12 protein-coding genes and 2 pseudogenes are annotated in these 14,805 nt (G+C 66.5%); 7 read left to right on the forward strand and 7 right to left on the reverse strand.

Translation table 11 applies throughout. The annotated features are described in order from the left end of the window. The 3 genes from AWC08_RS14600 to AWC08_RS14610 form a co-directional block, all read right to left on the reverse strand. Positions 1-131, reverse strand: a 131-nt coding sequence (locus AWC08_RS14600) for a WXG100 family type VII secretion target (RefSeq protein ID WP_463842087.1), incomplete at its 3' end; no start/stop codon positions are given. 44 nt (positions 132-175) lie between these two features. After that, positions 176-1,417 carry a PPE family protein gene (locus AWC08_RS14605; RefSeq protein ID WP_065135235.1) on the reverse strand — a complete coding sequence of 414 codons (1,242 nt, stop codon included), beginning with the start codon at positions 1,415-1,417 and terminating at the stop codon, positions 176-178. Positions 1,418-1,422: 5 nt separating this feature from the next. Next, positions 1,423-1,722 carry a PE family protein gene (locus AWC08_RS14610; RefSeq protein ID WP_065135236.1) on the reverse strand — a complete coding sequence of 100 codons (300 nt, stop codon included), beginning with the start codon at positions 1,720-1,722 and terminating at the stop codon, positions 1,423-1,425. Between the two features lie 776 nt (positions 1,723-2,498). Here AWC08_RS14610 and AWC08_RS14615 point away from each other — a divergent pair. After that, positions 2,499-3,191 (forward strand): annotated as a pseudogene (locus AWC08_RS14615) (SIMPL domain-containing protein). Here AWC08_RS14615 and hpt read toward each other — a convergent pair. From hpt to dacB, 4 genes are read right to left on the reverse strand one after another with little or no spacing between them, the layout of a single operon-like run. Further along, a complete protein-coding gene (gene hpt / locus AWC08_RS14620; protein ID WP_065135237.1) occupies positions 3,192-3,767 on the reverse strand; it encodes a hypoxanthine phosphoribosyltransferase in 576 nt (191 codons plus the stop codon). A gap of 38 nt (positions 3,768-3,805) precedes the next feature. Next, positions 3,806-4,765: a tRNA lysidine(34) synthetase TilS gene (tilS, locus tag AWC08_RS14625; RefSeq protein ID WP_069434091.1), complete on the reverse strand. Its 960-nt coding sequence runs from the start codon at positions 4,763-4,765 to the stop codon at positions 3,806-3,808. Beyond that, positions 4,744-5,760 carry a zinc-dependent metalloprotease gene (locus tag AWC08_RS14630; protein ID WP_069434092.1) on the reverse strand — a complete coding sequence of 339 codons (1,017 nt, stop codon included), beginning with the start codon at positions 5,758-5,760 and terminating at the stop codon, positions 4,744-4,746. The genes tilS and AWC08_RS14630 overlap by 22 nt, the downstream gene beginning before the upstream one ends. Before the next feature lie 32 nt (positions 5,761-5,792). Then, positions 5,793-7,181, reverse strand: a complete 1,389-nt coding sequence (gene dacB / locus AWC08_RS14635) for a D-alanyl-D-alanine carboxypeptidase/D-alanyl-D-alanine endopeptidase (protein WP_142283584.1) — start codon at positions 7,179-7,181, stop codon at positions 5,793-5,795. A gap of 90 nt (positions 7,182-7,271) precedes the next feature. Between dacB and AWC08_RS14640 the strand changes: the two genes are divergently transcribed. The 6 genes and pseudogenes from AWC08_RS14640 to AWC08_RS14665 form a co-directional block, all read left to right on the forward strand. Then, positions 7,272-7,760 (forward strand): inorganic diphosphatase, encoded by a 489-nt coding sequence (locus AWC08_RS14640; RefSeq protein WP_065135245.1) that lies wholly within the window; start codon positions 7,272-7,274, stop codon positions 7,758-7,760. Further along, positions 7,757-9,055, forward strand: coding sequence for a hypothetical protein (locus tag AWC08_RS14645; RefSeq protein WP_174900769.1), 1,299 nt, complete (start codon positions 7,757-7,759; stop codon positions 9,053-9,055). The genes AWC08_RS14640 and AWC08_RS14645 overlap by 4 nt, the downstream gene beginning before the upstream one ends. Positions 9,056-9,067: 12 nt before the next feature. Beyond that, positions 9,068-9,769, forward strand: coding sequence for a glycosyltransferase family 2 protein (locus tag AWC08_RS14650; protein ID WP_069434093.1), 702 nt, complete (start codon positions 9,068-9,070; stop codon positions 9,767-9,769). A gap of 13 nt (positions 9,770-9,782) precedes the next feature. Then, positions 9,783-10,121, forward strand: coding sequence for a DUF2304 domain-containing protein (locus AWC08_RS14655; RefSeq protein WP_065135241.1), 339 nt, complete (start codon positions 9,783-9,785; stop codon positions 10,119-10,121). Positions 10,122-10,402: 281 nt separating this feature from the next. Then, entirely contained in the window at positions 10,403-13,489 is a 3,087-nt protein-coding gene (locus AWC08_RS14660; protein WP_232007927.1) for an MFS transporter, read from the forward strand. 4 nt (positions 13,490-13,493) lie between these two features. Next, a pseudogene (locus AWC08_RS14665) lies at positions 13,494-14,570 on the forward strand (fatty acid desaturase family protein); the annotation flags it as partial. Positions 14,571-14,805: the final 235 nt, after the last annotated feature.

Raw genomic sequence — 14,805 nt, forward strand, 5'->3', positions numbered from 1 at the left:
CCGGCGCCGGAGATGTTCTGCGAGGACGCCCACATGCGGCGGGCCTCGTCCTCGACGGTCTGTGCGTGGGTCTCGAAACGCCCCGCCATGTCGCGCATCGCGTGCGGGTCGGTCATGAAACGTGTTGCCATGTTGCCTATCTCTTTCGGTTGATTGAATTGCTTAGCAGGGTTGCTTATCCACCGGATGGCGGTTGGACCACCATGGTCGGCTTGAATCCGTAACGCGGCGCCGCGAAGTTGGCCACGCTGCGACCCGCCCCGGCGCCAGGCACCATTGGCAACCCGCCGAACGCGGCCGTGGCAGGCTCAGCCGCCGCGGCTGCCCCAGCCGTGTTCAGGGCAACGGTGACCGGATTCGCCGCTCCGGTCCCGGCGGTCCAGGCAGCCGGAACGGACAACGCCCCCGCCTTGGCGGCGCCACCGACAGCACCCGCTATCCCACCCAGACCGGCTTTCGGAATGGCAGCCGCGGCCGACGGCAGCGCGCTCGCCGCCGCCTCGGCGCCGGCTTTCGCGGCCGGAGCCATCCCCTTGAATGCCGATTCAGCCAGCCCGACGTAGTCCTTGAACTGAGTCACCATGAGCCGAGCTGGGGAAACCCACCTGTTGAACACGTCGAAGGCGAGACTGCCATCCACCGTTGCTGATCCGGTAGCCCCTTCGACGATGTCACCCATCAGACCGTTTACCACGATTCCGTCACCGGTTGCGTTCCAGGTATGCCCGGTCAGGCCTAACGCTTTCAATGGATCGGTGAGCCAGGGCGCGTCGTTCGTGAGGCCCGCCATCTGCATCAGCGCCCTGGGTACGTCGTAGAGCCCCTGGGCGTTAGCGGCCGTGGTAGCGGCGTTGACGGTTGCGTTCAACTGTGAATACAACCCGTTGAGGCTAGTCGCGACCTGTGTGGGACTGAAAGGCGTCAAGGCAGTTGCCTGCGCCGTCGCTCCCGAGTAGCCGTACATCGCGGCCGCATCCTGTGCCCACATCTCGCCGTACAGCGCTTCGGTCGCTGCAATAGCGGCGGTGTTCTGCCCGAGAAAGTTCGTCGCCAGTAAAACCCCCAGGAGCGCCCGGTTGGCCGCAATCTCCGCTGGTGGGACAGTCGCGGCAAAGGCCGCCTCGTAGGCGCTCGCCGCCGCAACAGCCCGGGCGCCTGCGTCCTGCGCCAGCGATGCAGTGTTGGTCAGCCACGAAATCTGGGGCCATGAAGCACCGGCCATGGCAGCAGCCGAAGTCCCTTGCCAGGGCCCGTCCATCAGGGTGGTGATTACCGCGGTGTACGCGGATGCGACGGTCTGCAATTCGCCAGCCAGTGATTCCCAGGCTGCGGCCGCGGCCAGCATCGGTCCAGAACCCGGCCCCGCGTACATCAACGCCGAATTGACTTCCGGCGGTAGCTGCGCGAAATCCACAATGATTCCTAACCGACCAGAGCCTGGTTGGCGGCTTCAGTGACGGCGTAGGAATTGGCGCTGATGCCCAACGTGGTCGCCAGTTGCTCCTGCACCGCCGCCGCTTCAGCAGCGATCTGCTGAAAAAGCTCGGCATGGGTGGCGAACTGCGTAGCGGCAAGCATCGAAACCAGGTCCGACGCGGCCGGCACCACCCCGGTCGTGGGTACAGCCGCCGCCGCGTTGCCGGCGCGCAGCATCGCGTTTATGGACAGCAACTCCCCCGCAGCACCAGCCAACTCGTCGGTTTGGGCCAGCATGATCGACATGACATTTCCTCCTGATGTCCCCGCATATCAACAACTTCAATGGTCAGCGACCTCGTCGTCGTTGCACCTCCGAAGTGATCCGACGCCACGCTAAGTCAGACATGCAGCAGAACCACAGGCTTCATACAGCCTGTTCATTGCGGAGTTAGAAATAATTCATTTGCTGAGGCATATCCGCAGGACCCCTACAGTCATTCTATGAATCATATATGTTTCATATATGAAGTGAGTAGTATATGAATGTTGGCTTATGGCTTGTAAAATGTCGCGTCATGGGCTAGGAACGTGTCCTCTTGCCGGCCACTGCCGCTAGTTGCCCTGGGCCATGCCCGGCCAACCCCACCCGAGCAATCCGACAGCCACGTTTCGCCGGCTCCATGCAGTCGGGCGCACTGTTTTTGGCGCCCGCCATCACGTCAAGCTCGCTTTGTAAGCAGCCTTGAAGGCTGGTGCGGGAGGTGAGGCGCCTCTATCGGAGCTTGGCTTCGCGGGGACTGTAATCAACGAGTTACCTCGCCCTTAACAGACGCAAAGTCCTGCGGTGGCACCAGGGGATAGTTGGTGAAAAACACCTGCGGCACGACTACGCCTTCGTGAGTGACCGGCGTCACTCGCGCGTTTGCTAAATGCGTAGGACAAACACTCCGACTTGGCGCGCGGGTGGCAATTGTGAACGCGAGGTGAACGCGCAGTTGCCTATCGCCCGCCGCGCGCATGGATCTACTCCTACCGCGTCGAGCGACTAGGGTCCGAACAGGCGATGCGTCCACAAGCCGATTGCCGCCGGCCTGGTGATCCTTACCTTGTCGGCCTGCGACTCTCACACAGCGACACCCTCCCGGGAGTCAATCCGCGGCAGGTCACGGTCATCGCATCGGGGCAAGTTCAGGGCGTCCCGGACACCTTGACCGCGAACGTGGCCATCGAATCCGCCGCGGCCGACGTCACCACCGCCATGAACCAGACCAACGAGCGTCAGCAGGGGTGATCAACGCACTGGTCGGCGCCGGGGCCTGGACCGCAGGGACATCCGTACCACGACAGTCAGTCTGCAGCCGCAGTACGCCACCCCCGAGACGAGCGGAACGACGACCATCACGGGCTACCGTGCCAACAACGGCATCGAGTTGAAGATCCACCCCACTGGCGCCGCGTCCAAGCTGCTGGCCCTCGTCGTCAGCACCGGCGGCGACGCCACCCAGATCGGCTCGGTCAACTACTCGATCGCCCACGACTCACAGTTGGTCAAGGACGCTCGGGCCCGCGCCTTCGAGGACGCCAAGAACCGCGCTCAGCAGTACGCCCGGCTCTCCGGGCTCAGCCTGGGCAAGGTCCTGTCCATCTCGGAGGCAACCGGCGCGACGCCCCCGCCCGCGCCACAGTCGGCGCCCCGCGCGTCGATGGCGCCGCTCAAACCGGGCCAGCAGACGGTGAGCTTCTCGGTGACGGCGGTCTGGGAGTTGACTTAGTTACTGGTAGACCCGCGGATCCAGGGTCCCGATGTACGACAGGTCGCGGTAGCGCTCGTCGTAGTCCAAGCCGTATCCGACCACGAAATCGTTGGGAATGTCGAAGCCCACGTAGGTGATGTCGACGTTGGCGCCCACCGCTTCGGGCTTGCGCAGCAGTGTGCACACCCGCAGTGACCGCGGATGACGGCTGGTCAGGTTGCGCAACAACCAGGACAGGGTCAAGCCGGAGTCGACGACGTCCTCCACGATCAACACGTCGCGGTCGTGGATGTCGCGGTCGAGGTCTTTGAGTATGCGCACCACTCCCGACGAGGACGTCGAGGATCCGTAGGAGCTCACCGCCATGAACTCGAACTGGGTCGGTAGCGGGATGGCGCGCGCCAGATCCGTCACGAACAGCACAGCGCCCTTCAGGACGGTGATCAACAGCAGGTCCTGACCGGTGGTGGCCGCCAGATCGCGGTAGTCCTCGCCGATCTGCTGGGCGAGCTCAGCGATGCGGCCCTGGATCTGCTCCTGGGTGAGCAGTACCGACTTGATGTCCCCCGGGTACAGCTCCGCCGTCACGTGCACAGCGTGCCACGCTTACCTGAGAACGACCAACGCAGGCGTCAAATTGGCTGCTGGCGCAACACAAGTACGCCGTCGCGCCGCCCCGCAAACAGGCGCTGCCCCGGCAGCCTGGACCCGACCGCCACCCCGCCTTGGCCGCGCCACGCGGTGACCAAAGTGTCCACCGCACGGATCTGCTTGTCGGTCAATCCGACCGCACCGCCGGCCAGCAGCCAACCGCGGATCACCCGCCGGCGCACCGGGGCCGCGAGCACCGCCAGCCCCGCGGCCTCGAGCCCCGCCCCGGTCGAAACCGACGGCAGCGCGTCGGCGGCGACCGTGTCGATGAAGTCGGTGTCCTCTCGCAAGGCAGTCGCGGTGCGCGCCAGCGCCTCGGCGACCCCGCCGCCCAGCACGTCCTCCAGCAGCGGCAGCACTTCACCCCGCAACCTGGCCCGGGTGAAGCGCCGATCCACGTTGTGCGGGTCCTGCCAGGGCGTCAGGCCGAGTTCGGTGCAGGCGGCGTGAGTGACCGCGCGTCGTACCCCCAGCAGCGGGCGGCACCACGGCGGATCGTACGGACGCATCCCGGCGAGGGACCGCGCGCCGGAACCGCGGCCCAACCCCAGCAACACCGTCTCGGCCTGATCATCGAGCGTGTGCGCCAGCAGCACCGGCCCGTCCCGGTGTGCTTCCAGCGCGGCGTAACGGGCGGTGCGGGCGGCGGCCTCCGGACCGCCCTCACCGGCCACCTGAACCCGCAGCACGTTCGCCGCGCAGCAACCGAGCGAAAGAGCCTGCGCCTGTGCGTTTTCGGCGACCGACGCGGAATCAGCCTGCAGGCCGTGGTCGACGATCAACGCGGTGGTGGGGCGCAGCCCCGCCGCAACCGCGGTCAGCGCCAACGAATCCGGCCCGCCGGACAGCCCCACGCACCAGCGATCGGCATCGCTGGTATAGCTCTGCGCGAATTCGCTTATCGCCCTGCGCAGTTGGGCTACAGAACCCTGTCGATCCATCGCTGTGGGTGCTCGATCTCGGCGGGCAGAGGCAGCGTCTCGGGACCCGTCCAGATCGTGTTGAACCGCTTCATCCCCACCCGGTCCACCACCTGGTCGACGAACGCCTTGCCGCGGGTGTACTGACTGAGCTTGGCTTCGAACCCCAGCAGTGCGCGCACCAACCGCTGCAATGGCGGCTGCTTGCGCAGGCGACGTTCGTCGAACTTGGCGCGGATAGCGGCGACCGACGGCACTACCACCGGCCCGACGGCGTCCATCACGTGCTCGGCGTGGCCTTCCAGCAGTGTCCCGAGCACCAGCAATTGGTCTAAAGCCTGCCGTTGCGGCTCGGACTGCACGGCGCGCACCAGGCCCAGGATGCCTTCGGGATGGGATTCGTCACGGCCCCGATTGCGGACGAACTCGGCGAGCCGCCCGGCCACCTCGCGGATGTCCTCGGTGGGCTCCTGGGTCAGCAGGCTCAGCGAACTCGACATGTGGCCGGCGATCCAAGGGTTGGCGGTGAACTGCACCCGGTGGGTCACCTCGTGCAGGCACACCCACAACCGGAAATCCGACGGGTCCACCTTCAACTGGCGTTCGACGGCGATCACATTGGGATAGACCAGGAGCAGCGTGCCGGTGTCCGGAGCGCTGAACGGGTCGTACTGCCCGAGAATGCCCGAGGACACGAAGGCCAGCACGGCACCCGTCTGGGCACCGGTGAGCCGGCCGGTGACAAAGCTGTGCGGCTTCTCGGCGCCGTTGGTCATGGCGCGCATCGACTCGGCGGCCGCCCTGATCCACTCCGACCGGTCCACGATCCGGGCCGGTGGTACGGCATCACCGGTGATCAGACCCGTGATGTCGCGGACCGGTGGCTCGGCCTGCTCGGCGGCCCGGGTCAATTCGTCCATCACCTGCTGCCGCGTGTAATCGGAGGTGACCGGACCTCTCCGGGCCAGCTTCTCCCCCACCGTGGCCGCGAACCGCCAGTCGACGGCGTTGCCCATCGAGAGTCCGGACGACCGGGACGTCGCAGGGTTCACGTCGTGCACCCGCAGAACCACAACTTGGTGGCCAGCGCGTCCATCGCGTTGCGCCCGTTCGGGCCGGCGTCGTTGGAGACGAAAGCGAAGGTGAGGACCCGTCCGCCGGCGTCGGTGAGGATGCCCACCAGCGAGTTCACCGCCGTCAGCGAGCCGGTCTTGGCGCGCAGCCAGCCGGCCGGGCCCTGGGTGGTGGCACGGTCCAGGAAGCGTTCGCCGAGCGTTCCGCTGCCCCCGGCGATCGGCAGCAGATCCAGCAGCGCCCGCAACGACGCCTGATCGGGTCCTGCGGCGGCCTGCATCACCCCGTCCAGGGTTCGCGCCGTCAGACGGTCGTTGACCGACAGCCCGCTGGAATCCACCAGCGCCGCGCCGGCGGTGTCCACGTGGGCGGTGTTGAGCCGGCTGGTGATGGCGTCGACAGCACCGGTGAAGCTCTGCGGCCGGTTGATGGCGGCGGCCACCTCGCGGCCGATGCACTCGGCCATCACGTTGTCCGAGGCGTTCATCATCTGCGAGAGCCGCTGGATCAGCGGCGCGGACTGCACCACTGCCAGTTGCCGCGCACCGGCCGGCGCCGTCGCGATGGTCACCGCCGCCGGGTCCAGACCGAGGGCGATCGCCAGCTGACGTCCGGCGTCCAGTGCCGGGGTCTTGGAACGTCGCGAGTTGACCGTGGTCGGCTGAATCCGTCCGGCGTCGATCATCGCGGACTCGATGGGCGCCACGTCCCCGTTGTCGATGTCGGCCGGGTCCCAGCCGGGCGCCAGCCCGGGACCGCTGAACGCCGAGGTGTCGACCTGCACGGCCGTCGGTGTCATGCCGCTGCGGTGCACCTGTTCGACCAGGTCGCTGATGCGCGCCGCACCCCGGTACCAGGTCTCCACACCGGGCGGGGCCGCCGACAGCGTCGGATCTCCCGCGCCCACCAGCACCACCGGACCCTGGGCAGCCTGACCGGCTGCCACTACGCGGGTGCTGATCCGCGCCTGGCGGTCCAGGGTCAACAGGGCGGCCGCCGCGGTCAGCACCTTGTTCGTCGACGCCGGCACCATCGGGAGATCGTCGAGCTGGCGCCACAACTCCTTGCCGGTCATGGCGTCGGTGATCCGGCCACCCAGCCGGCCCAGATTCGGATCGGCAACAGCGGGTGCCAGCGCTGCGGCCACCCCGCCGGGAGTGGGTGCGGCAACGTTGTCGGCGACGGGAGAAACCCCCGCCTTGACCGTCGGGGGCCGCGGCGGCGGGACCGGAGAGCGCGCCCCGCCAGTGCCGTGACCGCCCGTGGTGAAGAGCACCGCGGCGGCCACGACCGCCGCCACGAACGCGAGCACCACCAGCCCAACCAGCACGTGGGTGGACTTGCGCCAGCGTTTGGGGCTCATAGAGATCGCTGCACTCCTTCTTTTCGTGTCCCATTCTGCCGAATCGGCCGCCGAGCAGTGCCGCGGCACCTGCTGGACTACTGTGTACCCGTGCAATTCGACGTGACCATCGAAATCCCCAAGGGCCAGCGCAACAAGTACGAGATCGATCACGTGACCGGGCGAGTGCGTTTGGACCGCTACCTCCACACCCCGATGGCCTATCCGGCTGACTACGGCTTCATCGAGGACACCCTCGGTGAGGACGGGGACCCGCTGGACGCGCTGGTGCTGCTGCCCCAGCCGGTGTTCCCCGGTGTGCTGATCGAGGTGCGGCCGGTGGCGATGTTCCGGATGGTCGACGAGAAGGGCGGCGACGACAAGGTGCTGTGCGTGCCGTCCGGTGACCACCGGTGGGACCACGTGCAGGACATCACCGACGTCCCCCAATACGAGCTCGACGACATCAAGCACTTCTTCGAGCACTACAAGGACAACGAGCCCGGGAAGTTCGTCAAGGCCGCCGATTGGGTCGGCCGAGCCGAGGCCGAGGCCGAGGTGCAGCGCTCGGTGGAACGGTTCCAGGCCGAAGGGCACTGAACCTTCCGTCCGATAGTGTCGCCACGGTGACAGACGGCGCGGGCACCCCGGGAGCCACCGGCGCGTCGGTGGGGCCGGTCGCTCGCGGAAGTGTGGCGCGGGTCGGCACCGCGACGGCGGTGACCGCGCTGTGCGGCTATGCGGTGATCTACCTGGCCGCGCGCAACCTGGCGCCGAGCGGCTTCTCCGTCTTCGGGGTCTTCTGGGGGGCCTTCGGCCTGGTGACCGGCGCCGCGAACGGCCTGCTTCAGGAGACGACCCGGGAAGTCCGCGCGATGCAGTACCTCGACGTGCTCCCGGACGGCGCCAGGACCCATCCGCTGCGGGTGGCCGCCATGGTCGGGCTGGCCTCGGCCGCCGTGATAGCGGGCAGCGCGGCGCTGTGGAGCGGACGGGTCTTCGTCCAGGACCGCTGGCTGTCGGTGGCGTTGCTCAGCATCGGGCTGGCCGGGTTCTGCCTGCACGCGACGCTGCTGGGCACGCTGGCCGGTGTCAACCGGTGGGGCCAGTACGGCGCGTTGATGGTGACCGACGCCGTCATCCGGGTGGTGGTGGCGGCCGCCACCTTCGTCCTGAGCTGGGGGCTGGTCGGGTTTCTGTGGGCGACGGTCGCCGGCTCCGTGGCCTGGCTGATCATCTTGGCCACATCACCCGCGGCACGCGAAGCGGCCCGCTTGTTGACGCCCGGCAGCACATCGACGTTTCTGCGCGGTGCAGCCCACTCGATCACGGCGGCCGGCGCCAGCGCCATCCTGGTGATGGGATTTCCGGTCCTGCTGAAGCTGACGTCGACCGAGTTGGGCGCCGAGGGCGGTGTCGTGATCCTGGCGGTGACCCTGACCCGCGCGCCGCTGCTGGTCCCGCTGACGGCGATGCAGGGCAACCTGATCGCGCATTTCGTCGACGAGCGCAGTCACCGGCTGCGGGCACTGCTGTCACCCGCACTGCTGATCGCCGGCATCGGCGGGATCGGCGTGCTGCTCGCCGGGCTGCTGGGTCCGTGGTTGTTGCGGTTCGCCTTCGGCTCGCAATATCAGGCCAGCAGTGCGCTGCTGGCCTGGCTGACGGCCGCGGCGGTGGCCATCGCATTGCTGACCCTCACCGGCGCGGCGTCGGTGGCCGCTGCCTTGCACCGGGCCTATTCACTGGGCTGGGTCAGCGCCACCGTGGCCTCCGGGCTGCTGCTGGCGCTGCCGCTGGCCCTGGAGACCCGCACCGTCATCGGTCTGTTGTGCGGCCCGATGGTGGGAATCGCCGTCCATCTGGTCGCGCTCGGGCGGGGCCAACGCGTGTAATTTGGCCTTGAAATGGCTTCGCACATGGATCACTCCGATGTCTGGATCATCGTCCCGGCCTACAACGAAGCCGTCGTCATCGGCGATGTCGTCGCCGAACTGCGCACCGTCTTCGACCACGTCGTCTGCGTCGACGACGGCAGCGCGGACGACACCGGCGAGCTCGCCCGGCAGGCCGGTGCATCCCTGGTGCGTCATCCGATCAACCTGGGCCAGGGTGCGGCCATCCAGACCGGCGTCGAGTACGCCCGCAAGCAACCCGGCGCCCGGGTGTTCGCCACCTTCGACGCCGACGGCCAGCACCGCGTCAAGGACGTCGTCAAGATGATCGACCGGCTCAACCGGGGTGACGTCGACATCGTGATCGGCACCCGGTTCGGCCAGCAGGTCGCCAACCGGCCACCGCTGCTCAAACGCATCGTGCTGCAGACCGCCGCGCGGCTGAGCCGTCGGGGCCGGCGGCTCGGCCTCACCGACACCAACAACGGCCTGCGGGTGTTCAACAAGACCGTCGCCGACGGCATGAACATCACCATGAGCGGCATGAGCCATGCCACCGAGATCGTCATGATGATCGCCGAAAACCATTGGCGCGTGGCCGAAGTGCCGGTCGAGGTGCTCTACACCGAATACTCGAAGTCGAAGGGACAGCCGTTGCTCAACGGCGTCAACATCATCTTCGACGGATTCCTGCGAGGAAGAATGCGGCGATGAAAAGAGCGACAGGATGAACTGGATCCAGGTGCTGCTGATCGGATCGATCATCGCACTCTTGGTGTTCCTGCTGCGGTCGCGGCGCAGTGCCCGGGCGCGGGCCTGGGTCAAGGTCGGCTACGTCCTGTTCGTGCTGCTCGGTGTCTACGCGGTGCTGCGACCGGACGACACCACACTGGTGGCGCACTGGTTCGGGGTGCGGCGCGGCACCGACCTCATGCTCTACGGGCTGATCATGGCGTTCAGCTTCACCACGCTCAGCACCTACATGCGGTTCAAGGACCTGGAATTGCGCTACGCCCGCCTGGCCCGCGCCATCGCGCTCGAGGGAGCCCAGCCGCCCGAGAACTGACCCCGCCTCGGCACCGCAACCAGCCCATTCAAGGATTACCGAAAGAAATCAGAAGTCTGTAGCTGCACTGTGGCCTGCGTCACCCTTGTCACTGAGGGCTGAACCGGCAGATTCCGTCGGCGAAAGGCAGTCTGATGGCAACAGCGGATCTCTTATCGTTCCAGCGCCGGGATAACTCGGCGCTCAGGGATGTCCACCCCGCCCTGGTCTTCAACCCGGGAACTGCACCGCTAACGGAAAAGCGAGGGGTACCGCTCACCCGGCGGCGGCAGCCAAAACCCATGGCGGTGTTGCTGGTAGCAGTTTTCGGCGCGTTCCTGGCGTTCCTGGACTCCACGATCGTCAACATTGCCTTCCCGGCGATCCAGACTTACTTTCGCGGCCAGGACATCGGCAGCCTGTCCTGGGTGCTCAACGGTTACAACATCGCGTTCGCCGCATTCCTCGTCGCCGGCGGCAAGATGGCGGACCTCCTCGGCCGCAAGCGGACCTTCATCTTCGGCGTTGTTGTTTTCACGGCAGCCTCTGCGTTATGCGCCATCGCCCCTACCGTCGAGTGGCTGATTCTGTACAGGGTCCTGCAAGGCATCGGGGCGGCTGTGTTGGTGCCGGCCTCACTGGCGCTCGTGGTGGAGAGCTTCGACGCCGCCCGCCGCGCACATGGCGTGAGCCTGTGGGGTTCGGCCGCCGCAATAGCCTCGGGCCTGGGCCCTCCGATCGGTGGCGCACTGATCGACGCGTTCAGCTGGCGCTGGGTCTTCCTGGTGAACCTTCCGCTCGGCCTCGTCGCCGTGATCGTGGCGCGGCGAGGCCTGGTCGAGAGCCGCGCGTCGGGGCGGCGGCGGATGCCGGACTGGCGGGGTGCTGTCCTGATTGCCGTTTCGCTGGGGTTGTCGACGCTCGGACTCGTCAAAGGCCCGGACTGGGGATGGCTGAGTCCCGCGACCATCGGCTCGATGGCGACCGGGGCCGCCGCGATGGTCGGGTTCGTGTGGAGTTCGCGACGGCACCCCGCCCCGCTCATCAATCCAAGCTTGCTGCGCATTCGGTCCTACGTGGTCGGCAACGTGTTGACGATCGTCGGCAGTGCCGGCTTCTACGCCTATCTGTTGACCCACGTTTTGTTCCTGCATTACGTGTGGGGTTACTCGCTGCTGCGTGCGGGCATGGCGATAACCCCCGCCGCATTCGTCGCGGCGGTTGCAGCTGCCCTGCTGGGCCGAGTCGCCGACCGACACGGATATCGGATGATCGTCGTCATTGGCGCGCTGATCTGGACGAGCAGTCTGCTGTGGTACCTCTACCGGGTCGGTTCCACACCAAACTTTGTTGGGGAGTGGCTGCCGGGCCAGTTGCTGCAAGGCCTTGGAGTAGGCGCAACCCTGCCGTTGCTGGGCAGCGCCGCGCTGTCCGGCCTGAGCGCGGCCAGCGGCTACGCGACGGCTTCAGCCGTGGTCACCAGTGCCCGTCAGGTCGGCTCCGTGATCGGCATCGCGCTGCTCGTCGTGCTGGTCGGAACGCCAACTCGCGCGTCAGCCGAAGAAGCCCTGCACCGTGGATGGACGATGGCCGCCGTCTGCTTTGGTGCAGTCGCGATTGGTGGAGTATTTCTGGGCCGCACCCGGCGTTCTGAGGCTGGCGAAGCGGACCCCACGCCACAACCGACCTCGGCGCCGGCGCAGACCGTCCGCCCGATGTCGGTGCCACCCCCTCGAGTACCGGCCTCGTCCGGCTATGTCGACCCGCTGGGTAGCCTGCCGCTGTTCGCCGGGCTGGACGCGGGCGTCCTGGCTCAGCTGCGGCGCACCGCCCAGCACTTCGAACTGCATGCCGGAAAGTACCTGTTTCGCGCCGGTGATCCGGCGGACGCACTCTACGTGCTGTGCAACGGTCGGTTGCAGGTGCTGCACGACGACCAGGTGGTCAGGAACTTGAGCCGTGGCGATGTTGTCGGTGAACTCGGACTGCTGACGGACGCACCCCGCTGCGCATCGGTCCGGGCGGCTCGTGACTGCACACTGGTGCGCATTACCAAGCCACACTTCAGCGAAATAGCAGACGCCGGAGTGCTGGCCGTATTGGCGCGAAATCTGGCCACCCGGCTACACCAGACGGTGCCGCCGATCGCTCCGCGCCAGGCCCCAGTGGCGGTGATCGCCGTCATCGGGGTCGACCTGAGCGCACCCGTACCCATGGTCGCCAGCGAACTGACGAGCGCTCTGTCGACCTGGTTGCGGGTGGTGGACCCTGGGCGCGTCGATCGATACGGGTTGGAGCGCGCCGAGCAGGCCGCAGACAAAGTGATCCTGCACGCGGCGGCCGATGGTGGTGCCTGGCGAGACTTCTGCCTTCGCGTCGCTGACCGGATCGTGCTGGTTGCCGGCAACCCAGCACCTCCCCCGCGACTGCCGGAACAAGCACAAGGCGCCGATCTCGTGCTGGCGGGGTGGCCGGCCAATCGTGCCAACCGGCGCGACTGGGAGCATTTGATGACACCGCGCTCGGTCCATATCGTCCGAGCCGGCAACACTTCCGCAGACTTGCGACCACTCGCCGCGCGAATCGCAGGCCGCTCGGTCGGACTGATACTCGGCGGTGGGGCTGCGCGAGCATTCGCCCACCTGGGGGTGCTCGAAGAGCTTGAGGCCTCCGGCGTGGTGGTCGATCGCTTTGCCGGGACCAGTATGGGCGCGATCATCGCGGCATTTGCGGCCACCGGCATGGACGCTGCGGCAGTGGACGCCAACGTCTATGAGTACGGCGTGCGCAACAACCCGATAAGCGACTACACCCTGCCCACTAAAGGCCTGATCCGCGGCCGGCGCAGTCAGGCAGGTCTGCACGCTTGCTTCGGGGAAACGCTTGTCGAGGAGCTGCCCCGAGAGTTCCGTTGCGTCAGCGTTGACCTGCTGGCCCGGCGAGCCGTCGTCCACCGCCAGGGACGCCTCGCCGATGTCGTGGCCTGTTCGGTGCGGCTACCGGGCCTATACGCGCCCCTGGCCTACGGTGGATCGCTGCACGTCGACGGTGGCGTGTTGGACAACCTGCCGGTGACATCCTTAAGCAGGCACGAAGGTCCGCTGATTGCAGTCGGCATCGGCGGCCGCCGTTCGGAAGCGAGCACCGCGGCGCCTCGCCACGCCCTCTCACCGCAGGTTCCGGGCATCATGGACACGCTGATGCGCACCATGACGATCAGCAGCGGGATCAGCCAGTCAGCCGCTTCTGGAAGGGCCGACCTGCTGATTCAGCCTGAGACGAACGACATCGGCCTGCTCGAGTGGCACCAGATCGATCGCGCTCGTGAAGCTGGACGGGTCGCGACCCGAGCGGCCATGGAGCAGATCATCGACCTGGTCCAACGGTGAGCGGATGGCCATCGCCGATCTGCAGACATTCACCGGGCTGACCGATGCCGATATCGACAACGTGGCCCGTGAGTTAGACGCAATCCGGACCGACGTCGAGAATTCGCGCGGCGAACGCGACGCGCGCTACATCCGGCGCACGATCGTGTTGCAGCGTGCGCTCGAGGTCGCGGGTCGGCTCGCCCTGACCGCCGGATCCTCTCGCGCGGGATGGTGGGCCGGAGCTGTAACCCTGGCACTGGCCAGGATCATTGAGAACATGGAGATCGGTCACAACGTCATCCATGGACAGTGGGACTGGATGAACGACCCGGAAATCCACTCGTCTTCCTGGGAGTGGGACATGGCCGGCAGCGCAGCGCACTGGCGGTTCACCCATAACTTCCAGCACCACAAATACACGAACGTGCTGGGCATGGACACGGACTTGGGTTACGGTTTCCTGCGCGTGACGCACGAGCAGCGCTGGCGCTGGCACCACATTGGCAACGTCCTGTTCAACGCCATGCTCACGCTGGGCTTCGAATGGGGCGTCGCCCTGCAAAACAGCCGATCGGAGATCCGCAAGCTGTTCACCACACAAGACGGTTCGGCAAGGGCTTCGTTGCGGCAGAGGTGGTCCAAGGCAATCAGTCAAGTAGTGAAGGACTACGTCGCGGTCCCGCTGCTGACAGCACTGTCGCCCCGCGCAACCGTACGTTCGACGTTGACCGCAAACCTGGTGGCCAATGCGATACGCAACGCATGGGCGTACTCCGTAATTTTCTGCGGACACTTTCCTGATGGCGCGGAAAAGTTCACCGAACATGACGTGAGCGTTGAGAAGAAAGGCGAATGGTATTTACGGCAGCTACTGGGCAGCGCGAACATCGAAGCCGGACCACTACTGGCGTTCTTGACCGGCAACCTGTGTTATCAGATCGAGCACCACCTCTACCCTGATCTGCCGAGTAATCGGCTCGCAGAGATTGCCGTTCGGGTGCAGGCGGTCTGCCGGAAGTATCGGCTGCCCTATACCAGTGGCTCGTTCGTCGTCCAATACGCGCAATCGTGGCGCACGGTCGCCAAGCTCTCTCTGCCCGCACTGGGAAGACAACGGCGGGTAAGGCGGTTCGGGCCGGTCGTCATGTAATGGGCTTTTCCACCAGCCGCCGACAGGGGCTGATTGCCTCTACTCGACGATCAGACGACGAGCACGAGGGCGAGTCGATGGAGATTAACGCGGGCGAGGCGCTGATCGGGAACGGCGGCCTGTGGCACGCCGCGGTGGCCAACCACACCATGGCGCATGCCCGGCTCTGACGGTCAACAAGTGA

Origin of the sequence: Mycobacterium gordonae (assembly GCF_002101675.1) — a bacterium.
GTDB classification, from domain to species: Bacteria; Actinomycetota; Actinomycetes; order Mycobacteriales; family Mycobacteriaceae; genus Mycobacterium; species Mycobacterium gordonae.

Bases quoted from the DNA above. Each gene is read 5' to 3' on its own strand.
- AWC08_RS14610 (WP_065135236.1), bottom strand. From the start codon at position 1,722: ATGTCGATCATGCTGGCCCAAACCGACGAGTTGGCTGGTGCTGCGGGG.
- tilS (WP_069434091.1), bottom strand. From the start codon at position 4,765: ATGGATCGACAGGGTTCTGTAGCCCAACTGCGCAGGGCGATAAGCGAA.
- AWC08_RS14630 (WP_069434092.1), bottom strand. From the start codon at position 5,760: ATGGGCAACGCCGTCGACTGGCGGTTCGCGGCCACGGTGGGGGAGAAG.
- dacB (WP_142283584.1), bottom strand. From the start codon at position 7,181: ATGAGCCCCAAACGCTGGCGCAAGTCCACCCACGTGCTGGTTGGGCTG.
- AWC08_RS14650 (WP_069434093.1), top strand. From the start codon at position 9,068: ATGGCTTCGCACATGGATCACTCCGATGTCTGGATCATCGTCCCGGCC.
- AWC08_RS14655 (WP_065135241.1), top strand. From the start codon at position 9,783: ATGAACTGGATCCAGGTGCTGCTGATCGGATCGATCATCGCACTCTTG.
- AWC08_RS14660 (WP_232007927.1), top strand. From the start codon at position 10,403: ATGGCGGTGTTGCTGGTAGCAGTTTTCGGCGCGTTCCTGGCGTTCCTG.